The organism is Micromonospora sp. ALFpr18c, assembly GCF_008868155.1.
Lineage (GTDB): Bacteria > Actinomycetota > Actinomycetes > Mycobacteriales > Micromonosporaceae > Micromonospora.
Genome location: NZ_WBKR01000105.1, coordinates 1 through 21,983 on the forward strand (window position 1 = coordinate 1; position 21,983 = coordinate 21,983).

At 72.4% G+C, this 21,983-nt stretch carries 15 protein-coding genes and 1 pseudogene; 4 read left to right on the plus strand and 12 right to left on the minus strand.

Annotated elements, in window-relative coordinates; translation table 11 throughout:
- Window positions 1–275 precede the first annotated feature (275 nt).
- Genes treZ through glgX form a run of 3 tightly spaced genes read right to left on the minus strand, consistent with a single transcriptional unit; the run spans window position 276 to window position 6,356 of the window.
- Window positions 276–1,934, minus strand: coding sequence for a malto-oligosyltrehalose trehalohydrolase (gene treZ, locus F8271_RS18880; protein ID WP_151491085.1), 1,659 nt, complete (start codon window positions 1,932–1,934; stop codon window positions 276–278).
- Entirely contained in the window at window positions 1,931–4,237 is a 2,307-nt protein-coding gene (gene treY / locus F8271_RS18885; protein WP_151491086.1) for a malto-oligosyltrehalose synthase, read from the minus strand. The genes treZ and treY overlap by 4 nt, the downstream gene beginning before the upstream one ends.
- 1 nt (window position 4,238) lies before the next feature.
- On the minus strand, window positions 4,239–6,356 hold the full coding sequence (gene glgX, locus F8271_RS18890) for a glycogen debranching protein GlgX (RefSeq protein WP_151491087.1): 2,118 nt from the start codon (window positions 6,354–6,356) through the stop codon (window positions 4,239–4,241).
- A gap of 287 nt (window positions 6,357–6,643) precedes the next feature.
- Between glgX and F8271_RS18895 the strand changes: the two genes are divergently transcribed.
- Entirely contained in the window at window positions 6,644–8,098 is a 1,455-nt protein-coding gene (locus tag F8271_RS18895) for a glycosyltransferase family 4 protein (RefSeq protein ID WP_151491088.1), read from the plus strand.
- Between the two features lie 137 nt (window positions 8,099–8,235).
- Here the strand turns inward: F8271_RS18895 and F8271_RS18900 are convergent, their stop codons facing one another.
- From F8271_RS18900 to F8271_RS18935, 9 genes are all read right to left on the minus strand, one after another.
- Window positions 8,236–9,519 (minus strand): citrate synthase, encoded by a 1,284-nt coding sequence (locus F8271_RS18900; protein ID WP_151491089.1) that lies wholly within the window; start codon window positions 9,517–9,519, stop codon window positions 8,236–8,238.
- A 176-nt stretch (window positions 9,520–9,695) separates the two neighbouring features.
- Window positions 9,696–11,726, minus strand: coding sequence for a sulfatase-like hydrolase/transferase (locus F8271_RS18905; RefSeq protein ID WP_151491090.1), 2,031 nt, complete (start codon window positions 11,724–11,726; stop codon window positions 9,696–9,698).
- Complete coding sequence (locus F8271_RS18910; protein WP_151491091.1) at window positions 11,719–13,143, minus strand: methyltransferase; 1,425 nt, start codon at window positions 13,141–13,143, stop codon at window positions 11,719–11,721. The genes F8271_RS18905 and F8271_RS18910 overlap by 8 nt, the downstream gene beginning before the upstream one ends.
- Window positions 13,144–13,160: 17 nt before the next feature.
- Window positions 13,161–13,310, minus strand: a complete 150-nt coding sequence (locus tag F8271_RS32460; RefSeq protein WP_167517342.1) for a hypothetical protein — start codon at window positions 13,308–13,310, stop codon at window positions 13,161–13,163.
- A gap of 381 nt (window positions 13,311–13,691) precedes the next feature.
- Complete coding sequence (locus F8271_RS18915; RefSeq protein ID WP_151491092.1) at window positions 13,692–14,918, minus strand: glycosyltransferase; 1,227 nt, start codon at window positions 14,916–14,918, stop codon at window positions 13,692–13,694.
- Entirely contained in the window at window positions 14,915–17,152 is a 2,238-nt protein-coding gene (locus F8271_RS18920; protein WP_151491093.1) for a glycosyltransferase family 39 protein, read from the minus strand. The genes F8271_RS18915 and F8271_RS18920 overlap by 4 nt, the downstream gene beginning before the upstream one ends.
- Before the next feature lie 44 nt (window positions 17,153–17,196).
- Window positions 17,197–18,651, minus strand: a complete 1,455-nt coding sequence (locus F8271_RS18925) for a cell wall metabolism sensor histidine kinase WalK (RefSeq protein ID WP_151491097.1) — start codon at window positions 18,649–18,651, stop codon at window positions 17,197–17,199.
- Between the two features lie 31 nt (window positions 18,652–18,682).
- The gene (locus F8271_RS18930; protein WP_370461931.1) at window positions 18,683–19,423 is read right to left on the minus strand and encodes a response regulator transcription factor; all 741 of its coding nucleotides are present in this window, start codon (window positions 19,421–19,423) and stop codon (window positions 18,683–18,685) included.
- A 91-nt stretch (window positions 19,424–19,514) separates the two neighbouring features.
- Window positions 19,515–19,805: a hypothetical protein gene (locus tag F8271_RS18935; RefSeq protein ID WP_225854618.1), complete on the minus strand. Its 291-nt coding sequence runs from the start codon at window positions 19,803–19,805 to the stop codon at window positions 19,515–19,517.
- Between the two features lie 142 nt (window positions 19,806–19,947).
- On the opposite strand from F8271_RS18935, the gene F8271_RS18940 reads away from it, so the two are divergent.
- The 3 genes and pseudogenes from F8271_RS18940 to F8271_RS18950 form a co-directional block, all read left to right on the plus strand.
- Window positions 19,948–20,886, plus strand: coding sequence for a serine/threonine-protein kinase (locus F8271_RS18940; RefSeq protein ID WP_151491095.1), 939 nt, complete (start codon window positions 19,948–19,950; stop codon window positions 20,884–20,886).
- Between the two features lie 69 nt (window positions 20,887–20,955).
- Window positions 20,956–21,381 carry an OsmC family protein gene (locus F8271_RS18945; RefSeq protein WP_151491096.1) on the plus strand — a complete coding sequence of 142 codons (426 nt, stop codon included), beginning with the start codon at window positions 20,956–20,958 and terminating at the stop codon, window positions 21,379–21,381.
- Window positions 21,382–21,662: 281 nt separating this feature from the next.
- Window positions 21,663–21,983 (plus strand): annotated as a pseudogene (locus F8271_RS18950) (hypothetical protein); the annotation flags it as partial.

Genomic DNA, 21,983 nt, shown 5'->3' on the forward strand with positions numbered 1-21,983 from the left:
GACGAGGTTCTTATCTGTGGCCGTCACCGACAGCCGGTCATCCCACCCGATAGACTTGCTCACCAGAAAGGTGCACCCGCTTCTACAAAGGACATGGCGTAGACAACCACATCCTTGCAGGTCGGGTACACCTTTCCTTGATCACCCTCGATACCCGCTATCTACTCTGAATAGCGGAGGCCAAAGCGCAAAGGTGCGACCGCAAGGCCGAGGGGCGTATTGCGCAAAAGGCACTGGCCCGAGCAGACACGAGGACGAGGCGGCTCGGCCACAGCTCACAGCGCCACGATCGCCGCAGTCTCCGCCGGCAGTTGGATCCGGTCCCGCATCACGGTAACGCCCTCCCCCGTGGCCAGCAGCACTCGCCGCATCAGCAGGAACTGGTCCCCGTGCTGCACAGAAACAGCATGCAGCCGAGGATCCGAGAGATCAGGCAGGGACCGTCGCAAAGCGATCAACCGCTGGTAGAACGCCAGCATCGAAGCGTGCTCAGGCTTGTCCAGCTCAGCCCAGTCCAACCGCGACCGTACGAACGTCTGCGGGTCCTGCGGATCCGGCACGTCCCCCTCAGGCCACCCGTGCGACGCGAACTCCCGCCGCCGCCCGGTCCGTACCGCGGAGGCCAGCTCCGGCTCGGGATGCGAGGTGAAGAACTGCCACGGCGTGGAGGCAGCCCACTCCTCGCCCATGAACAGCATCGGAGTGAACGGCGCGGTCAGCAGCAACGTGGCCCCGACCCGCAGCAGCGAAGGCGACAGCGAGGCGGAGATCCGATCCCCGGTGGCCCGGTTCCCGATCTGGTCGTGGTTCTGGAGGTAGGCCACGAACCGGTGCCCAGGAATCCGGGGATCAACCGGTCGCCCATGGTGACGGTTGCGGAAGCTCGACCACGTGCCCGCGTGGAAGAAGCCGCCCGTCAGCACGTCCGACAGCGTCTCCAGGGAGCCGAAGTCACCGTAGTAGCCCTGCCGCTCCCCCGTCAGCAGGGTGTGCAGCGCGTGGTGGGCGTCGTCGTTCCACTGGGCGTGCAGACCGAAGCCGCCCGCCTCCCGGGAGGTGATCAGCCGTGGGTCGTTGAGATCGGATTCGGCGATCAGCGACAGCGGCCGACCCAGGTGCGTCGACAACGACTCCACCGAGACGGCCAGCTCTTCCAAAATCGGAACAGCCCGCGAGTCGGGCAGGGCGTGTACGGCGTCCAGGCGTAGCCCGTCGACGTGGTAGTCGCGCAGCCACATGAGCACGCTGTCGATGATGTAGCGGCGGACCTCGTCGGAGTGCGGGCCGTCCAGGTTGACCGAGCGGCCCCAGGTGTTGCTCTGCTCGGCGAGGTAGGGCCCGAACTGCGGCGCGTAGGCCCCGGAGGGCCCGAAATGGTTGTAGACGACGTCGAGGATCACCCCCAGACCGCGAGCATGGGCGGCGTCGACGAACCGTTTCAGGCCGTCGGGGCCGCCGTAGGGCTCGTGCGGGGCGTACCAGCAGACACCGTCGTACCCCCAGTTGTGTTCGCCGTTGAAGGCGTTGACCGGGAGCAGCTCGATCAGGTCGACGCCCAACGCGACCAGGTGGTCGAGGCGGTCGATGGCCGCGTCGAAGGTGCCGTCCGGGGTGAAGGTGCCGATGTGCAGCTCGTAGAGGATGCTGCCGGGCAGTTGCCGGCCGGTCCATGAGCTGTCGGTCCATTCGAAGGCGGCGTGGTCGTAGAGGCGGCTCGGCCCGTGCACACTCGCAGGCTGCCACGGCGACCGGGGGTCGGGCAGCGGGGTTTCGTCGTCGTTCAGCAGAAAGGAGTAGTCGGTGCCGGGGCCTGCGCCGGGCACCTCGACCTGCCACCAGCCGTCGGCGGCGGCGCGCATCTCGTGGTCGGCGTCGCCCGGCAGGTGTAGTCGCACCCGTTCGGCGTCCGGTGCCCATACGGAGAATTCGGTCATGGAGCAGCCTCCACGGAAGCGGTGGGAGGAGCCAGCAGTGCGACGGGATAGTCGGCCAACAGATCGACCAGAGAGACCTCTCCGCCACTGTAGACCCGGCCGGTGAACAGGTCCTTCACCTCGTTAACGGGAAGCGACAGGATTGTGTCGCGCCACCCACCGGCGCGCGCCAGACCGAGCGGGAGGCGGGTCGCGACGGCGATCGCGCCACCCCGGTCGAAGGCCACCACGTGCCGGGCCGCCGGCCCGTGCACGGGCACCGGCCGGTAGCCGGTGAACAGCTCCGGGTGCGCCCGCCGCAACCGCAGGGTCCGCGACACGACGAGCAGCTTCGCCGCTCCGTCGGTGTCGATCGGGGGACGCCAGCCGTCGTCGAGCCGTGCCAGCATCTCTCGGCGTACGTCGAAGTCGACCGGGCGGCGGTTGTCGGGGTCGACGAGGGAGTTGTCCCACAGTTCGGTGCCCTGGTAGGTGTCGGGCACGCCGGGCATGGCCAGTTGCACGAGCTTCTGGCCGAGCGAGTTGCACCAGCCGGCGGGGGTGAGGGCGGCGGCGAGTTCGGTCAGCTCGGCGTGCAGCTGATCGTCGTCGTACATCCGGTCGATGACCGCGTGCATGGCCTGTTCGAAGGCCGGGTCGGGGTCCGCCCAACTGGTCGAGGCCGCGGCCTCCCGGGCGGCCTTCTCGGCGTACGCGTGCAGCCGCTCCCGTTCGATCGGCCACGCGCCGACGGCGGTCTGCCACAGCAGGTGGGCGAACGCCGGGTCGGGCAGCGGGGCGTACTCCATCCAGGCCGTGACCTGCTCGCCCCAGCGGCCCGGCAGTTCGCTGAGCACGGCGAGGCGGGCGCGGACGTCTTCGCCGCGTTTGGTGTCGTGGGTGGCGGTGGTGGTCATGCTGGCCGGCCAGCGGACCTGGCGCGCGTTGGCGAAGCGGTGGAACTCGGCGAGGGGCACGCCGAAGTGGGCGGGGCTGCCGCCGACCTCGTTGAGCGCCACGAACCGGGTCCACCGGTAGAACGCCGTGTCCTCCACGCCCTTGGCCATCACCGCGCCGGTGAGCTGCGGAAACCGTTGGCCCAGCTCGTCGTCGGGGTCGCGCAGCCGGCGAGTGATCGCGTCCAGGGCGGTCGCCAGGTCGGGGCGGCGGCGGCCCGCCTCGGAGCGGGCGGCGGCGAGGTGCCGGACGCCGTGCGGCGGGTAGCCCCGGTAGACGGGAAACGCGGCGGCCAGCTCGGCGAGCGCGGTGCGCGCCTGTTCGGTCGGCACCTCGGGGGCGAGCGCGGCCAGCCGGGTCAACTCGGCGGCGAGCAGGTGGGTGGCGGCGGCCAGTTTCGTGGCGTGGGTCAGGTCCTCCCACGAGGTGTGCCGGCCGGTCAGCCGGGTGTCCAGCACGGTGAAGTCGCCCTCGGTGTCGGTGTCGACGAACAGCCCGTTCACCGCGGCGAGGGCGTCGTAGCCGGTGGTGCCATCCACCGGCCAGTCCGGCAGCTCCTCGCCGTACTCCAGGATCTTCTCCACCACGATCCAGGCGTCCGGCGCGGCGGCCCGCAACCGGGTCAGGTAGCCGGCCGGGTCGCGCAGGCCGTCCGGGTGGTCGACGCGGATGCCGTCGACCTCACCGGCGGCCGCCCAGCGCAGGATCAGCTCGTGGGTGGCGGCGAACACCGCCGGGTCCTCCACCCGCAGACCGGCCAGGCCCGCGATGGCGAAGAACCGGCGGTACGTCAGCTCGGCGTCACCGCGCCGCCAGGAGATCAGCTCGTAGTGCTGCCGGTCGTGCACCGCTCGGGCATCGCCGTCGCCGGTGCCGTCGGCGATCGGGAAGCGGTGCTCGTGGTAGCGCAGCTCACCGTCGACCAGCTTGAGGTCGTCGAGGGCGGCCGGGTCGTCGGCCAACACCGGCAGCAGCAGCCGGCCCCGGTCCCAGTCGATGTCGAACCAGTCGGCGTACGACGAGTCGCGCCCCCGACGCAGCACGTCCCACCAGGCCGGGTTGGCCGGGGGTACGGCGACACCGGCGTGGTTGGGGACGATGTCGACGACCAGGCCGAGCTGCCTGTCGCGCAGTGCGCGCAGCAGCCGTTGCCGAGCGGCCTCGCCGCCCAGCTCCGGGCCGACCGCCCGATGGTCGACGACGTCGTAGCCGTGCTGGGAGCCGGGGGTGGCGGCCAGCAGGGGTGCGCTGTAGAGGTGGCTGACGCCCAGGTCGGCGAGGTAGTCGACGACGGCGGCGGTGGCGTCCAGGTCGAAGCCGGGGCGGACCTGGATCCGGTAGGTGGCCTTCGGAGGGGTGGCCGGCATGTCAGATCGTCCTCTCCAACACCACCAGGGAACGGTCCGGCACCCGGATGGTGCCGCCCGCGCTGATCACCGTGACGTCGTCCGGTTCGGGTTCGGCGGTGCTGATCACCCGTTCCCACTTCTGCCCGTACTCGCTGCCCGGCAGGGTGAACTCCAGCGGCGCGTCGTGGGCGTTGAAGCAGAGCAGGAACGAGGCGTCGTGGTGGCGCTGGCCGTACTGGCCGCGCTCCGGGATGCCCTCCCCGTTGACGAACAGCGCCACCGAGCGGCCGAAGTCGTTGCCCCAGTCCTCGCCGGTCATCTCCCGCCCGTCCGGGGTGTGCCAGGCCAGGTCGGGCAGCGGCTCGTCGATGCCGCGCCCGCCGACCGGCAGGCCGGTGAAGAACCGGCGGCGGCGGAACACCTGGTGCCGTTTGCGGAACGCGGTCAGCGTCTGGACGAACTCCAGCAGCTGCGAGTCCGCGTTTTCCCAGTCGACCCAGGCCAGCTCGCTGTCCTGGCAGTAGACGTTGTTGTTGCCGTGCTGGGTGCGGCCCAACTCGTCGCCGTGGCCGATCATCGGCACGCCCTGCGACAGCATCAGGGTGGCCAGGAAGTTGCGCCGCTGCTTGGCCCGCAGCGCGAGCACCGCCTCGTCGTCGGTGTCGCCCTCCACGCCGCAGTTCCACGACCTGTTGTGGCTCTCGCCGTCGCGGTTGTCCTCGCCGTTGGCCTCGTTGTGCTTGTCGTTGTACGACACCAGGTCGTTGAGGGTGAACCCGTCGTGCACGGTGACGAAGTTGATGCTGTGGAACGGGCGGCGACCGTCGTCCTGGTAGAGGTCGGCGGAGCCGGAGATCCGGGACGCGAACTCGGCGAGGGTGGCCGGCTCACCGCGCCAGAAATCCCGCACGGTGTCGCGGTACTTGCCGTTCCACTCGGTCCACAGCGGCGGGAAGTTGCCCACCTGGTAGCCGCCCGGGCCGACGTCCCACGGTTCGGCGATCAGCTTGACCTGGCTGACCACCGGGTCCTGCTGCACCACCTCGAAGAAGGTGGACAGCCGGTCCACCTCGTAGAACTCGCGGGCCAGGGTGGCGGCCAGGTCGAAGCGGAAACCGTCGACGTGCATCTCGGTCACCCAGTAGCGCAGCGAATCCATGATCAGTTGCAGCGAGTGCGGGGCACGGACGTTGAGGCTGTTGCCGGTGCCCGTGTAGTCGACGAAGTAGCGGCGGTCCTCCTCGCTGAGCCGGTAGTAGCTGGGCGCGTCCACGCCCTTGAAGCTCAGCGTCGGGCCGAGGTGGTTGCCCTCGGCGGTGTGGTTGTAGACCACGTCGAGGATGACCTCGATGCCCGCCGCGTGCAGCGCCTTGACCATGCCCCGGAACTCCTGCACCTGCTGGCCGAGGTGGCCCAGCGCCGAGTAGCCGTGGTGCGGGGCGAAGAAGCCGATCGTGTTGTAGCCCCAGTAGTTGCGCAACCCCAGGTCGACGAGCCGGTGGTCGTGGACGAACTCGTGCACCGGCATCAGCTCGATCGCCGTCACCCCGAGCCGGGTCAGATACTCGATCATCGGCGGGGAGGCGATGCCCGCGTACGTGCCGCGCAGCTCCTCCGGGATGTCCGGGTGCCGCATGGTCAACCCGCGTACGTGCGCCTCGTAGATCACCGAGTGGTGGTACGGGGTGCGCGGCGGCTTGTCGTTGCCCCAGTCGAAGTACGGGTTGACCACCACCGACTTCGGCATGAACGGCGCCGAGTCGGTCTCGTTCATCTTCTCCGGCTCGCCCAGCTCGTAGTCGTACACCGCCGGATCCCACGTCACGTCACCGTCGATGGCCTTGGCGTACGGGTCGAGCAGCAGCTTGTGCGGGTTGCAGCGCAGCCCGTTCGCCGGGTCGTACGGGCCGTACACCCGGAAGCCGTAGCGCTGGCCCGGCTCGATGCCGGGCAGGTACGCGTGCCACACGTACGCGTCGACCTCACGCAGCTCGACGCGGCGCTCCGCGCCGGTGTCCCACTCGTCGAACAGGCACAGCTCGATCCGCTCGGCCACCTCCGAGAAGATGGCGAAGTTGGTGCCCATCCCGTCGTAGGTGGCGCCCAGGGGGTACCGCTCGCCCGGCCAGACCTGCATGTCGCTCCCTCAAAGCACGGTCATGTGCGGCCGTATTGCCCCGCGCCCCGGCACGCCAATCCATCCTTTCAGGCGATGGTCGAAATCCAGCTGTCCGATGCGCGCTACACCCCTCAGGTGTCTTCCGTCACCATGGCCTCTCTCGAGGTGCGGTATCGCGCTCGATGCCCTTTCCTTGTTGGGGACACGCGCCCGCGCGTGCCCACTCGGCCCTCGGCCACCCCGACACCTCACACTCCGCCGCCACTGATGCCGGCGCGCACCACCATGCCTGGACGGAGATTGATGTGACGACCCTGCGGGTCGGCGAGTTGCTCGCTGACGCCACGGACCGAGCCCACCTGCCCACCCTGACCGCCCGGCCCCAGACCCCCGCGCAGCCCGGTCTCCCCGCGCAGCCCGGCACGCCCGCGCCGGCGCCGCCCGGCCCGGGGGTGCCGCCGCGGACCCGTCGCATCCTGATGCTGTCCTGGGAGTACCCGCCGGTCCTCGTCGGCGGTCTCGGCCGGCACGTGCACGCCCTGTCGGTGGCCCTGGTCGCCGCCGGCCACGAGGTCACCGTCGTCACCCGCCACGCCGAGGGCGCACCCCTGGAGGAGTACGCCGACGGCGTGCGCATCCTGCGCGCCCCCGAAGACCCGGTCACCTTCCCCCTCGCCACCAGCTCACTGCTGGCCTGGACCATGGCCTTCAACCACACCCTCACCCGCACCGCCCTACGCGCCACCCAAGCCGGCAGCTATGACGTCATCCACGCCCACGACTGGCTCGTCGCGCACACCGCCATGACCCTGCGCGACCACCTGGACATCCCCCTCGTCACCACCATCCACGCCACCGAGGCGGGGCGGCACCAGGGCTGGCTGCCGGAGGAGATGAACCGCACCATCCACGGCGTCGAGCAGTGGCTCAGCAGCGAGTCCGGTCGCCTGATCGTCTGCTCCGGGTACATGCGCGACGAGGTGAACGCGCTGTTCGGCGTACCGGCCGGGCGGGTCGACGTGGTCGCCAACGGCGTGGAGCCGCACCGCTGGAAGGTGCCGGCTCGCGCCGTGGCCGCCGCACGCGCCCGGTTCGCCGGGGACGGCCCGCTGGTCACCTTCGCCGGCCGGCTCGTCTACGAGAAGGGCGTCCAGCACCTGATCGCCGGCCTGCCGCGTCTGCGGGAGCGGCACCCCGGGCTGCGTGCCGTGATCGCCGGCGATGGCCCGTACCGCGCCGAGCTGGAGGCCGAGGTGCACCGCCACGGCCTGGGGCACATGGTCACGATGCCGGGCTTCCTCGGCGGCACCGACCTGCCGGCGCTGATGGCCGCCTCCGACTGTTTCGCGGTGCCGAGCATCTACGAGCCGTTCGGCATGGTGGCCCTGGAGGGCGCCGCAGCCGGAGCGCCCCTCGCCGTAGCCGCCACCGGCGGCCTCGCCGAGATCGTCGAACCGGGCGCGACCGGCATGACCTTCCGCCCGCACGACCCCGACGGGCTCGCCGACGCCGTGGACGCGCTGCTGTCCGACCGCGAGCGCGCCCGCGCCATGGCCCGTCGCGCCCGCCGGATGGTCCACGACCAGTACGGCTGGGCGGCCATCGCGCAGCGCACCGCCGCCAGCTACGCCGCCGCCATCGCCACCGACGCCGCGTTCACCGCCGAGCGCGCCGAGCAGCGCATGTCCCACGGGCGGGCGCAGACCATCTCCGCCTTCGGAGCCGGACAGCCCTCGCCGGCCCAGCAGGCTTCGTCCTGATGAGCGTGATGCCTGTGAGTCATCTTGATGACTCACCGGCATCACGCTCATCAGGGAACCCGTGGCGGCGGCCGGAACACCGCAAGCCGCCGACCCCGGATCGGGTCGACAGCCTGCGGTGGTGCGTACGGCGAAGGTCAGCGCTCGTTGAAGGGGACGTAGTCCCGCTCGGCGGAGCCGACGTAGACCTGCCGCGGACGGCCGATCTTGGTCTCCGGGTCGCTGATCATCTCGCGCCACTGGGCGATCCAGCCGGGGAGCCGGCCGAGCGCGAAGAGGACCGTGAACATCTTCGTGGGGAAGCCCATGGCCTTGTAGATCAGGCCGGTGTAGAAGTCCACGTTCGGGTAGAGCCGACGGGAGACGAAGAAGTCGTCGGCGAGCGCGATCTCCTCCAGCTCCATGGCGATGTCCAGCAGCGGGTCCGGCTTGGCCATCCGGCCCAGCACGTCCTGCGCGGCCTTCTTGACGATCGCCGCCCGCGGGTCGTAGTTCTTGTAGACCCGGTGGCCGAAGCCCATCAGCTTGACGCCGTCCTCCTTGTTCTTGACCTTGCGGACAAAGGAGCGGACGTCGTCGTCGCCGGCGTGGATCTGCTGGAGCATCTCCAGCACCGCCTGGTTCGCGCCGCCGTGCAGCGGGCCGAACAGCGCGTTCACGCCGGCGGACACCGAGGCGAACAGGTTGGCGTTGCTGGAGCCGACCAGCCGGACGGTCGACGTGGAGCAGTTCTGCTCGTGGTCGGCGTGCAGGACGAACAGCATGTCCAGCACCTTCGACATCACCGGGTCGACCTCGTACGGCTCCGCCGGCACGCCGAAGGTCATCCGCAGCAGGTTGTCCACGTACCCCAGCGAGTTGTCGGGGTAGAGCAGCGGCTGCCCGATGGACTTCTTGTACGCGTACGAGGCGATGGTGGGGACCTTCGCCATGAGCCGGACCGTGGAGATCTCCACGTGCTCGGAGTCGAACGGGTCCAGGCTGTCCTGGTAGAAGGTGGAGAGCGCGCTCACCGCGGACGACAGCACCGCCATCGGGTGGGCGTCGCGGGGGAAGCCGTCGAAGAACCGGCGCATCTCCTCGTGCAGCAGCGAGTGCCGCCGAATCCACTCGGTGAACTCGGTCAGCTGCTGCTCGGTCGGCAGCTCACCGTAGATGAGCAGGTACGAGACCTCCAGGAAGGAGGACTTCTCGGCCAGCTGCTCGATCGGGTATCCCCGGTAACGCAGGATCCCCGCGTCGCCGTCGATGTAGGTGATCGCGGATGAGGCAGCGGCGGTGTTGACGAAACCGGGGTCGTACGTCGTCATCCCGGTTTCCTTCAGCAGCTTGCTCACCCCGATACCGGCGGGGCCCTCGACCGCGGGATGTACCGGCATCGACAGCTGCCCACCGGGGTGATCGAGCTTGACTTCCGTCATGTGGTTCCTCGCTTCGCCGGCAGATCTACGTTGAATTGCCTTCGCTTCTACCGTAATTGCGGCTCGGGGGACAACGCCCGCCGTGGTTCGGCGGTGAGGCATGCGTCACCCGATTCCCGACCGGATGGCCGGGAAACCCCCTTCCCGGCAGGCGGAACCCGGGATGCGAGGTCGGCTCAGGACAGCGCCAGGCGTCGCAGCGTACCGTCCCCGGCGACCTGGTAGACGTCCAGCTGGTTGGTGCCGGCCCGGAACAGCCGGTCGTCGGTGAGCAGCGCGGCGAACCGTCGTCCGCCGGGGTCCGGTGGCACCACCGGGACGACGGCGCCGACGCGGCCGTTGACCGCCACGGCGAGCAGGGTGCCGTCGGGTATCCGGTCCGGCACGTCGCCCCACACCAGCGCCGGAAGGGTGCCGGTGTCCGGGTCCATCGACCGGAACGCGGCCAGGTCGGCCACCCTCGCGTCGCCCTGTGTGGCACCGGCGCGAACCTCGGTGCCCACCAGGGGGTGCGGCGTCGGCAGGGGCGGTGGGGCGGGCACCCCGCCGGGGAAGGTGACCGGTTCGCCGGGCCGGTCGTAGAAGTGCTTCGTACCGTCGGTGCGGGGGGCCTGTCGGGCGGAGCGGCCGTCGACGCGCCAGGGCAGGCGGACGCCGGCCTCGTCGGCGACGGTCGGCAGCAGGTCGACGTGTTCCCAGTTGCGGTCGTCCACCCGGCCGGTCTGCTGCCGGGGTTCCTTGATGACCATCGGCACCCAGGCGACCTGCCCGGCGGCGGCCTTGATCGCGTCCATGCCCCGGCCCTGGGCGCCCGGTGTGAAACTCACCCCGTGGTCGGCGGTGACCACGACGAGAGCCTGGTCGTAGAGGCCGCTGGCGCGCAGTGTGCGCAGCGTCTCGCCGATCAGCCGGTCGGTGTAGCCGAGCTGCGCGAGGTGGCGCTGCCGGGCCAGGTCGATCCAGCCGGCGCCGTCGTTGGGCAGGTCCTCCGGGGCGTCGTAGCGGGCGCCGGACGGCAGGTACGCCCACGGCGAGTGCGGCATCAGCAGGTGCAGGAAGTGCAGGGTGGGTCGGGCGGTCGGCTTCAGGCCGGCCAGGAAGCTCGTGAACCGGGCCGGCTGGTTGTCGTCGAGGCTGTCCCAGCGGAACTTCGGGTCGTCCGGCACCGGCTCGGCGGCGTCCAGGCCGGCCTCGGCGCGGGTCCTCTCCCGGTAGGAGTCCTCCGGGTCGACCGCGCTCTCCGTCGGCCCGGCGACCTGCCCGAGCAGCTTGCCGGTCTCGCGGACCAGCACGCCGAGGCCCTGTTCCGGGGCGACCGGCTGTTCGCAGCGGCTGGGCGGGCAGAGTCGGGTGATGCTCTCCTCGGCGCGGATGTCGTACAGGCCGCCAAAGGCGGTGAAGAGGTTGTCCGGGTACTGCGAGTAGTGCGGGGCGACCTGCCGCTGCGGGTACTTCCCGGTGAGCATGGCGGGCAGCGCGTTGGGGGTCCAGCCGCTGACGCCGGTGGCGTTGCGGTACCAGGTCGAGGCGCCGACCAGCTCGGCGAAGTTCGGGTACCGGGCCGCGTCGATGCGCCCGTCCGCGCCGAGCAGGCTGACCAGGGGCAGCTCGTCGAGGATCAGCATGACCACCGGCGGGTGCACGCCCGTACCCTGTGCGGTGCCGGCGGCGCCGCCGTCGCCGCGCGGCAGCACCACCGCCGAGGTGGGTGAGACGACCAGGAAGAGCGCCACGAACACCAGGGGTCCGACGGCGGCCAGCCGCAGCGCCCGGCCGGGCGCCCGCCACCGCCGGTGCGCGGCAGCGCCGGCCGCGCCGGCCAGCAGGGCCACAACCAGCAGGGGTACGCCCCGAAGCGGCGTCACGTGCCGGCCCACCTGCACGGCGAGGGCGGCCAGCAGCAGCCCGACCAGCCCGGTGTGGGCGCTGGCGCGGACGGTCCGGCCGGCGAGTCGACTGAGCGCGCCGAGCAGCGCCACCGGCACGGTGGGCACGACCGCCACCAGGGCCGTCAGCAGCAGGATCTGCCCCGGGTCGGCGCGGTGGAACAGGAAGAAGTCGGGGCTGCGGCCCAGCACGTCCAGCAGCGGTTGGGTGACCACCAGCCCGACCAGCGCCACGACCTCCAGCAGCCGGCCCAGCTCACCGCGCCAGCCCCGGTCCCGCCGCCCGACATCGGGTGGTGGCACGGCGACCGGTTCAGTCACCCAGCACCGCCCGGTAGAGCGTGCGGGTGCCCGAGGGCAGCTCGAGACGGTCGGTGACCCGGCCACGGGCGGCGAGCAGCCCCTCGAACACGTCCCGCCGGTAGTCGGGGAAGAGGCCCTCGGGTTTGTTGGCGAGCAACCGCCGGGCCATCGGGTCCTCGGGGTGGACGAACTCCACCACCACCGCCCCGCCGGGCGCGGTCAGCCCGGCCAGCCAGTCGACGACCTCCGGCAGCGGCACGTTGCGCCCGATCGCCAGGTGGTGCACCACCGCCAGGGCGAGCACCGCGTCGGCGGCGGCCCGCTCGGCGAACCCGGCCCGCTCGACGCCCCGCCAGCCGCCGCCGGGTGACGGGTCGGCCAGGTCCAGCACCAGCGGGAGGATCCGCTGCTGCCCCTCGGAGCGCAGCGCCCGGTACAGCTCGTCGACGACGGCCGGGTCCTGCTCGACGGCGACCACGTAGTCGGCGTACGCGGCGGCCAGCCGCGAGTAGCGGCCGTCGTTGGCGCCGAGGTCGAGCACCAGGCGGGGGCGGGTGCCGGCGGTCAGCGCGGCGGTCACGAACTGTTCCTTGGCCGTCCGGTCCTGCGCGGAGTAGCCGCAGGTGCGCTGGTAGTCCGCCCAGTGGCTGTCGGCCGGGCGGCGGTCGAGGCGGTGCAACAGCTTGTCGATGCCGCGCACGGTGGCCAGCAGCAGATCGCGGGAGAAGCCGGCGGCGCGCAGCTGGTCGCGTACGTCGGTGCTGCTGGCGGCGGCGTTGCGTTGCTGCATCGCGCCGTGCAGGTGCAGGTGGGTCAGGACGCCGGGGCGCAGCCGGCGGGTGCCGCCGAACAGCGGCCGAAGCTGCTCGGCCTCGATGCCGTCGACCTGGGCGCGCAGCCACGGTTGGAAGTCGACGCCCAGGTGGGCGGTAAGCAGCAGCGGGTAGAGCGCGGTCTGGCAGAACTGGCGGTAGCCGGCCCACGGTTCGCCGTCACGGACCGGCTCGAAGGAGCCGATGTCGATGAAGACGGGTTGGGCGCCGTGCCACTGCAGGTTGTAGGCGGAGCCGTCCTTGGTGGTGAAGCCGTCGCCGAGCGCCGCCCGCAGGATCTCGGTGTGCAGCAGCGCGGCGTCGCGCAGCATGGTGAACGACCACTCGTACGGGTGCGAGACGAACGGGATCCGCTCGTGGCGCAGCACCGCCGCCCACGGCGTACCGGCGGGCACCAGCGCCGGCGGTGCGTCCTCGGTGGCGCAGACCTTGCCCGCAGCAACCAGTGCGGGGAAGAACATGCTGGCGCGCAGCGCCCGCCAGTGTTCGGCGGCCCGCGCGTCCAGCCCGCGCAGCACCTCGTCGCCGACGTGGAAGACCCGGTTGGCCGGGTCGCGGAAGGAGGCGGGCTCGGGGCGTACCCGGGTGGGTGCGGTCGTCATCGCCGGAACGGACCGGGTCACCGCTGGTCGGTGGGCTGCCGACGGAACCGGTCGACCAGCCGCCGCCAGTAGAGCTTGGCGGCGACCGCGACGCCGGCGACCCCGCCGACGACCGCCTGCACGATCAGGCTGCCGGACCCCGCGTCCAGGTAGGCCAGATGGATCACCGATCGCTCCTTGTCCTCGCCCCGTCTCAACACCGGCGTCCCGAGTGTGCAGCGGTGAGGCTTTTGACCCAGAAAGCCGGACTTGTCTGCCACCGTACGCCGAACGCCAGCGCCGTCGCGGGTACATCGGCGTACTCCCAGCCTCACCACAGAATGTGGCCGGGACGTCGTGGACGCGCCACTGGACTCCTCCGGCGCGGAGCGGGCACCGGCCGCGCTGCGCTGGCCGGACCTGATCGCGCTGGTCACCCCCCCCCCTGGCGCGCGCCGACCGGCTACTCGACATCAGGGTGACCGACCGGAACGTCGACGAGGACCCCGACGGGCGCCACACGCGACGCGTCGTCGAGGTCCTCGCACCGGCGCCGGCCGGTCGACGCCTCAGCTCCTGCGGTGGTGCATGCCGAGGCGCAGCAGCACGAACCGCAGCACGGTGGCGGCCAGGTTCGCGGCCACCAGCACCGCCAGCTCCACCGGCCGGGCGGGTACGGCCTGCACCGCGTGCAGCACGGCCAGCGAACCACTGGTCAACGCGAGGCCGAGCCCGAAGGCGAGCAGCCCCTGCACGTGGTGTCGACCCGCGTGCCGTCGCCCGCTGATGCCGAACGTCAACCGCCGGTTCGCGGCCGTGTTCGCCACCGCGGTCACCAGCAGCGCCAGCAGGTTCGCCGGCTGCGCGCCGAGCGCCCCTCGGGTGGCCACGAAGAGCAGCAGGTACGCGAGCGTGCTGGCCACCCCGACGGCGGCGAACCGGACCAACTGCCGGGGCAACCCGACCGGCACCTGCGCCGGTGGGGCGGCCAGCGGTGCCCGGCCGAGCTGCGCGCGCAGCTCGGTCAGCGGCAGCGCGCCGGTCAGCAGCGCCCGCCCCAGCCGACCCATGCCCCGCAGGTCGGCCAGGGCGGTGGCGACGATGTCGACGCGGCTGTCCGGGTCGTCGACCCAGTCCACCGGCACCTCGTGGATGCGCAGCCCGGCCCGCTGGGCGAGCACCAGCAGCTCGGTGTCGAAGAACCAGCCGGTGTCGCGCACCAGCGGGAGCAGGCGGCCGGCCACGTCGGCGCGGATCGCCTTGAACCCGCACTGCGCGTCGGAGAACCGCGCCGCCAACGCGCCGCGCAGCAGCAGGTTGTACGCCCGCGAGATGACCTCCCGTTTGGCGCCGCGCACCACCCGCGAGGTACGCGCCAGCCGGGTGCCGATCGCCAGGTCCGAATGCCCGGAGATCAGGGGCGCGACCAGCGGCAGCAGTGCCGCCAGGTCGGTGGACAGGTCCACGTCCATGTACGCCAGCACCGGCGCGGACGACGCCGACCAGGCGGCGGAGAGCGCCCTGCCCCGGCCCTTGGCGTCCAGGTGCAGCACCCCGACGCCGGGCAGCTCACCGGCGAGACCCTCCGCGACCTTCAGGGTGTCGTCGACGCTGGCGTTGTCGGCGATGGTGATCTGGAACGGGTACGGAAAGTGCTCGCTCAGGTGGGCGTGCAGCCGCCGTACGCATGGTCCGAGGTCGGTCTCCTCGTTGTAGACCGGGATCACCACGTCGAGCACCGCACCGGTGGTGGGGCGTGCCTGAACGGCGGCGCGGGGGGCGCTGAACGCGCTCACGACGCGTTCCCGCCGGTGCTCAGGTCGTAGACGGTGACACCGTCCACGGTCTGCTCCGTGAAGGTCTCCGCTACCCAGGTGGAGATCTCCTGCGAGGCGGAGCTGCCGCCGTTGGCCCGGAAGCCGCCACCACCGACGAAGTAGTGGATCTTCCGGTCGGCGACGTAGCGCTGGAACTGCGCGAGGGTCGGTGACGGGTCACTGCCGTTGAACCCGCCGATCGGCATCACCGGATCGCCGGTGGCGAGCTGGTAGCCGGAGGCGTTGTTGGAGCCGATGGTGGCCGCCACCCAGGTGTAGCTGTCGCTGTCGCGCTCCAGCAGCTCGCGCAGCGCGGCGCTGGGCTCGCGGGCGTCGAGCAGCCCGCCCATCCCGCCGCCGGCCTCGCGGCCCTGCCCGCCACCGGGGAAGCCGGGCATTTGACCACCACCCGGGAAGCCGGGCATTTGACCACCGCCCGGGAAGCCGGGCAGCTGGCCGCCGTTCTGCCCGCCCGGGACCTGACCGCCGTCTCGTCCACCGTTGCGGCCGTCGCCGGGGAACTGGCCGCCGCCCGGGAACTGCATGTCACCGGGCGGTCGCCCGCCGGGGAAGCCGCCGCGCCCGAATCCGCCCTGCACGAAAGGGCCGGCGCTCGGGATCGATCCGGTGTGCGGGGTCGAGGCGGTCTGCGCCGCGTACGCCGCCGGGCCGGTGAGGGCCGCCGCCACGCCCAGGCCCAGCACCACCGGCACGAACCGGCGGGGCAGCCGGGTGACCAACAGGAGCAGTGCCGCGCCGAGCAGGCCGGCGACGAGCACGACGACCCGCAGCCACGGGTACCAGTCGGGGCTGCGGCCAAGCAGCACCCACGCCCACCAGACGGTGACCGCGAGGGTGCCGGCGAGGGTCACCGTGGCGGCGAGGGGACGCCACCGCTGCCAGCGCGGCGCGGCGGCCGGAGCGTCGTCCGACGCGGACAGCGGCTCGCCGGTCGACGGCGCCGGACCGCTGGCGGCCGGGACCTGGTCGCGCTGGCGCCACAGCAGCGGCACGCCGATGCCAACCAGCGCGCCGACGGCCGGGGCGAGGGCCACCGTGTAGTACGCGTGGAAGATCCCAGACATGAAGCTGAAGATCAGGCCGGTGACCAGCAGCCAGCCACCCCAGAGCAGCAGCCCGGCCCGGGTCCGGTCGGTACGCGCCGCCCGCCCGGCCACCACCAGCCCGGCGACGAGCAGAATCAGCGCAGCCGGCAGCAGCCAGGAGACCTGACCGCCGATCTCGCTGTCGAACATGCGCAGCAGTCCGGTCTGCCCGGAGAACGGGCCACCGCCTCCTCCGCCCATGCGGCCGGCCCCGCCGCCGACGCTGCCCACCTCGTCGCCGGTGATCCGTCCGAGGCCGTTGTAGCCGAGGGTCAGCTCCAGGATGCTGTTGCCCTGCGACCCACCGATGTACGGTCGGGCGCTGGCCGGGACCAGTTCGACGACCGCCACCCACCAGCCGGCGGACACCACCACCGCGAGGCCGGCCAGCAACAGTTGCCGGACCCGCCGCCACAGCCCGGTCGGCGCGGCCAGCAGGTAGACCCCGGCGAAGACCGGCACCAGCAGGAACGCCTGCAACATCTTGGTCAGGAACCCGAAGCCGACCAGCACGCCGACCAGCACGATCCACCGGGTGCTGGCCGTCTCCAGCGCGCGGACGGTGGCGTACGCGCCGGCGACCAGCAGCAGGACCAGCAGCGCGTCGGGGTTGTTGAACCGGAACATCAGCGTCGCGACCGGGGTGACGGCGAGTACCGCACCGGCGATCAGGCCGGCGACCGGCCCGTACCAACGCTTCACCGTCGCGTACAGCACGCCCACCGAGGCGACCCCGCAGAGCGCCTGCGGCACGAGCATCGCCCAGCTGTTCATGCCGAACACGCGCACCGACAGGGCCATCAGCCACAGCGAGGCGGGCGTCTTGTCGACGGTGATGGAGTTGGCCGCGTCCGACGAGCCGTAGAAGAACGCCTTCCCGCTCACCGAGCCGGCCTGCACGGCCGCCGCGTAGAACGAGTTGGCCCAGCCGGAGGCGCCGAGGCCCCAGATGTAGAGCAGGGCGGTGGCGAGCAGCAGGACCGCCAACGCGGGCCGGGTCCAGGCCGGCGAGCGGCGCTGCGGCGGCGAGTGTTCGTCGGGGCGCGTGGCCGTCGCCGGCGGGTCGGGTTCGGCGGGTGCCGGCAGCAGGGTCTCTGATGTGTCCATGCGGCCAGCCTCGACGGCGGGGCTGGTGCGAGGCCGTGCGTCGCCTATGCGTCAGCTGTGGGATTCGGCAACCGGACGGTGAACACCGTCCGCCCTGGACGGCTGTCCACCGCGACCGTGCCGTGGTGGGCCTCCACCACGGCCGCGACGATCGCCAGGCCGAGCCCGGTGCTGCCGTGTGCCCGGGACCGGGAGCTGTCGCCACGGGCGAACCGCTCGAACATCTCCGGTTGCAGCTGCGCCGGCACGCCCGGCCCGCCGTCGGCGACGGCGAGCACGGCCGCGTCCCCCTCGACGCTCAGCGTGGTGGTCACCGTCGTGCCGGGCGGGGTGTGCACCCGGGCGTTCGCCAGCAGGTTCGCCACCACCTGGTGCAGCCGGGCGGTGTCGCCGGGCACCCGGATCGCCACCTCCGGCAGGTCGAGCTGCCAGCGGTGCTCGGGGCCGGCGACGTGCGCGTCGCTGACCGCGTCGACCACCAGGGCGGTCAGGTCGACCGGTTCGACGGCGAGCGGCCGGCCGGTGTCGAGGCGGGCCAGCAGCAGCAGGTCGTCGACGAGGTGGGTCATCCGGGTGCTCTCCGACTCGACGCGGCGCAACGCGTGCGCCACGTCGGCGGGGACCTCGTCGCGCCCGCGCCGGGCCACCTCGGCGTACCCCCGGATCGCGGCCAGGGGCGTGCGCAGCTCGTGGCTGGCGTCGGCGACGAACTGGCGTACCCGGGTCTCGCTGGCCTGCCGGGCGGCGAGGGCGTCGGCGACGTGGCCGAGCATCCGGTTCAGCGCCGCGCCGACCTGGCCGACCTCGGTGCGCGCGTCGGTGTCCTGGGCCGGGACGCGCACGGCGAGGGCCACCTCGCCGCGGTCCAGGGGCAGCTCGGTGACCCGGGTGGCGGTGGCGGCCACCCGGTTCAGTGGGCGCAGCGTGGCGCGGACGATCAGCGCGCCGGCAGCGCCGGCGACGAGCAGCCCGACGGCCGCCACCGCGGCCTGCGCGGCCACCATCCACCAGACGGTTTCCTGGACGCCGGACAGCGGGATCGCGACGACGCGCACCCTGCCGTCCCAGTACTGCCGGGCCACGGCCCGGTAGTCGCCGCGGGCGCCGAGGTCGACGGTGCGCGGGTCGACGTCGACCGGCAGGTCCGCCAGGCTGGCGACCTCCCCGACCGGGACGGCCTGCTCGTCGGGGAACGGGTCGGCGCTGGACGGGCTGTTGGTCAGGGTCCGCGCGCTCGTCACCCGACCGTCGGTGATCTCGGCGACCACCGTGCCGGACGGCAGCCCCAGTGGGACGCCCGGCCCGCCGCCCGGGAACGCCGGCCGGCCCGGACGGTCACCGCCGCGCATGGCCGTCGCGGGTGCCAGCTGGCCGTCGAGCCGGTCGATCAGGAAGTGCCGCAACGCGATCGTGGTCAGCCCGCCGATGGCGACGCTGACCACGGCGAGCAGCGCGACCAGGGCGAGCACCAGTCGTGTCCGCAGGGACCGGCCGGCCATCCACCGTCGGGCGGCGCGCAGCAGCCGGCGGCTAGTCGGCGGGTTTGAGGACATAGCCCGCGCCGCGCAACGTGTGGATCATCGGCGCCCGACCGGCGTCGATCTTCTTGCGCAGGTACGAGATGTACAGCTCGACCACGTTGGCCTGGCCGCCGAAGTCGTAGTTCCACACCCGGTCGAGGATCTGCGCCTTGCTGAGCACCCGGCGCGGGTTGCGCATCAGGTACCGCAGCAGCTCGAACTCGGTCGCGGTGAGGGTGACCAGCTGCCCGGCGCGGCGGACCTCGTGGCTGTCCTCGTCGAGGCTGAGGTCGCCGACGGTGAGCACCGCGTCCTCGCGGGCGGCGACCGCGAAGCCGGAGCGGCGAAGCAGCGCGCGCAGCCGGGCGATCACCTCTTCCAGGCTGAACGGTTTGGTGACGTAGTCGTCGCCGCCGACGGTCAGGCCGGCGATGCGTTCCTCGACCGCGTCGCGGGCGGTCAGGAAGAGCACCGGCACGGTGGGGGCGTGCTCGCGCAGCCGGCGCAGCACCTGGAAGCCGTCCAGGTCGGGCAGCATCACGTCGAGCACCACGGCGTCCGGTTGGAACTGCCGCGCCGCGCTCAGCGCCGCCATGCCGTTGCCGGCGCTGCGCACCTGCCAACCCTCGTAGCGCAGCGCCATCGACAGCAGGTCGGTCAGCGTCGCCTCGTCGTCGACCACCAGCACCCGGACCGGCTCGCCGTCGGGGCGGCGCAGCTCGATCCGGCCCGGCGCGGCCTGCCCGTCCATGACCATGCCCCCCATCGTGGGCGTGGCACCTGTGCCCCACCCCTGCGGCACCTGTGTGCCAGCTGTGCGGCCGGTGCGCGTCACCGCCCGGTCACTCGGACACCCCGAACGCGTCGGTGCGGACGAACCGCATGCTCCAGCCGCCCAGACCGTCGGGCTGGTCGCGTTCGTAGAGGTGGTCGGGGCCGGGCTGGGTCGGGCCGGTGCCGTCGGGATGTCGCATGATCCAACGCTGCGGCGGGGCGCCGTCCGGATCGGCCGGGACCTGCCGGACCAGGCCGTCCGCGGGCCCGCCGACGAAGCGTACGGTGACCTCGCTCATCGCGGCGTTCCCCTCGGTGACCGCGCCGGCACGCTCGGTGCGGCCGGCTCTGGATCGCAAGCTACCGCACCCACCGTCACCCCGCAGCGGGGTACGGCGGGATCGGCCGCGCACGCTTCCCGCGCCGGTTTGCCCTGCTCGGAGCCCGGGTACCGCGAACGAAGACACCCGCCGCCGGCGGGTCGGGGACGAGGAGCGGTCGATGCGGACGCTGGACGGGCGGTACCGGCTCGAACAGCGCATCGGCGTCGGTGGGATGTCGGAGGTGTGGCGGGCCCACGATCAGGTGCTGGACCGGCCGGTCGCGGTGAAGCTGATCCTGCCCGGCCCGGACGGGCAGCACGACCCGGTGGAGCGGATCCGGGACGAGGCCCGTTCGGCGGCCCGTCTCGTGCACCCCAACGTGGCGAGCGTGCACGACTTCGGCACCTCCTGCACGCAGCCCGGTCGCCCGGTGCCGTACATCGTCATGGAACTCGCCGAGGGCGAGACACTCGCCGCGCACCTGCGGGCCGGTCCGCTGGACTGGCGGATCTCCACGCGGGTGTGCGCGGAGGTGGCCGCGGCGCTGGCCGCCGCGCACGCCAGCGGCATCGTGCACCGCGACGTGAAGCCGGCCAACGTCATGCTCACCCCGGCCGGGGTGAAGGTGCTCGACTTCGGCATCGCCACCCCGTCCGGCGCACCGGACCCGCTGCCGCCCGGGATGCTGATGGGCACCCCGGCGTACCTGGCGCCCGAGCAGCTCGACGGCGCGCCGGCCACCCCCGCGGCCGACATGTACGCCCTCGGCGTGCTGCTCTACTACAGCCTCACCAGCCGCCTGCCGTACCAGGCGGACAGCACCAGCGAGCTGCTCGGCGCGCGTCGGCGCCGGCCGCCGGACCCACTGCCGGAGATCGACGGGCTGCCGCCGGAGGTGGCCGAGCTGTGCCACTCCTGCCTGGCCGACGATCCGGCGCAGCGGCCGACCAGCCTGGTCGCCGCGCTGCTGCTCGCCGAGGCCGTGGACGCCCGGGTGTACGTGCCGATGCTGGTGCCGAGCCCGCGTGAATCGGCTTCCACGTCGCCGTGGTCCGAGCGGGCGGCGACGGAGGTCACCGAGGCGGTGGCGGTCTTCGACGGGCGGGACGGGCGCTGACCGTGGCGCTCGCGGCGTTTCGCCGGGCCACGGCCGGGTAGCCGAGCCGTGAGCGACGGGAGAAACGCGATGCCGGATCAGAGTTCCTGGCTGCGTGAGGCCACCGCGACCGCCGAGGGCGGTCACGTACGCACTGATGATGGCGGGCTCTCCACCGCGCTGGCGTCACCGCTGGCGCCGCACTGCACCGGTCTGACGCCGGAGCAGTTGCTGGCGGCCGCCTTCGCGTCCTGCCTGCACCACGCGGCGGTGGAGGTGGCTGGAAAGATCACCGACGAGGCGCACACGGTCCAGGTGCGGGCGGAGGCGAAGCTGGGGCGCGACAACGACGGCCGCTACCGCGCCGACGTGCACGCCGAGATCTCCTCGGCCGGCCTCAGCCGAGACCAACTCGCCCACCTCGTGGAGTACGCCGACCGGCTCTGGCCGTTCTCCAGCGGCGACAACACCCGGCACCGGCTGACCGTCACGCCGGCGGAGAACGGCCGGCACTGACCCGGTCCGACCGACGGCCAGGCGGCCGAGGTCAGCCGTTCGGCGGATCGGTTGATCGCCCGTACGGGTGAGGTCGGACGGGCGGCCGGAGTCGGCGCGACGGCTCGACCCGGTGACCGCATTCGCCCGGCCAATCGGAAATACCCGTCTGGCCCGATCGGCGAGGTTGCGCGTACTCGGAGGGCATTTGCCGCTTATCGCGCGCATGATCCGGGCAAATTGTGGCGCATGCCACCGTAAGGGCCGATGGCATCGCGCACTGAGCTATCTAGCCTCGTCGGGTGCATTCCGACGACCCCGCCGACCATGAGCTGACCGACGCGCGCCCGACCACCCTGCTGGGCGACGCCGCATCAACCGAACGGACGATCGGCCGTCACCGGGCCCCCGAACCACCCCGCCGGACCCTGCTGGGCTCGACGCCGGTCCGGGTCGCCCTGGCCACCGGTGTCACCTGCTGCCTCGGCCTGGCCGCCGTGGTCACCGCCCGAGGCGCCGAGGACGACACCCGCCCCGTGGAGCCGCTCGCCGAGGCGATCGCCGACCGCGCCGCCATCGCCGACGAGCGCGCCTCCCGCTCGCTGGACCGCGACCTGGCCCCC

Bases quoted from the DNA above. Each gene is read 5' to 3' on its own strand.
- F8271_RS18920 (WP_151491093.1), bottom strand. From the start codon at position 17,152: ATGGACACATCAGAGACCCTGCTGCCGGCACCCGCCGAACCCGACCCG.
- treY (WP_151491086.1), bottom strand. From the start codon at position 4,237: ATGCCGGCCACCCCTCCGAAGGCCACCTACCGGATCCAGGTCCGCCCC.
- F8271_RS18900 (WP_151491089.1), bottom strand. From the start codon at position 9,519: ATGACGGAAGTCAAGCTCGATCACCCCGGTGGGCAGCTGTCGATGCCG.
- treZ (WP_151491085.1), bottom strand. From the start codon at position 1,934: ATGACCGAATTCTCCGTATGGGCACCGGACGCCGAACGGGTGCGACTA.
- glgX (WP_151491087.1), bottom strand. From the start codon at position 6,356: ATGCAGGTCTGGCCGGGCGAGCGGTACCCCCTGGGCGCCACCTACGAC.
- F8271_RS18910 (WP_151491091.1), bottom strand. From the start codon at position 13,143: ATGACGACCGCACCCACCCGGGTACGCCCCGAGCCCGCCTCCTTCCGC.
- F8271_RS18925 (WP_151491097.1), bottom strand. From the start codon at position 18,651: ATGGCCGGCCGGTCCCTGCGGACACGACTGGTGCTCGCCCTGGTCGCG.
- F8271_RS18930 (WP_370461931.1), bottom strand. From the start codon at position 19,423: ATGGACGGGCAGGCCGCGCCGGGCCGGATCGAGCTGCGCCGCCCCGAC.
- F8271_RS18945 (WP_151491096.1), top strand. From the start codon at position 20,956: ATGCCGGATCAGAGTTCCTGGCTGCGTGAGGCCACCGCGACCGCCGAG.
- F8271_RS18940 (WP_151491095.1), top strand. From the start codon at position 19,948: ATGCGGACGCTGGACGGGCGGTACCGGCTCGAACAGCGCATCGGCGTC.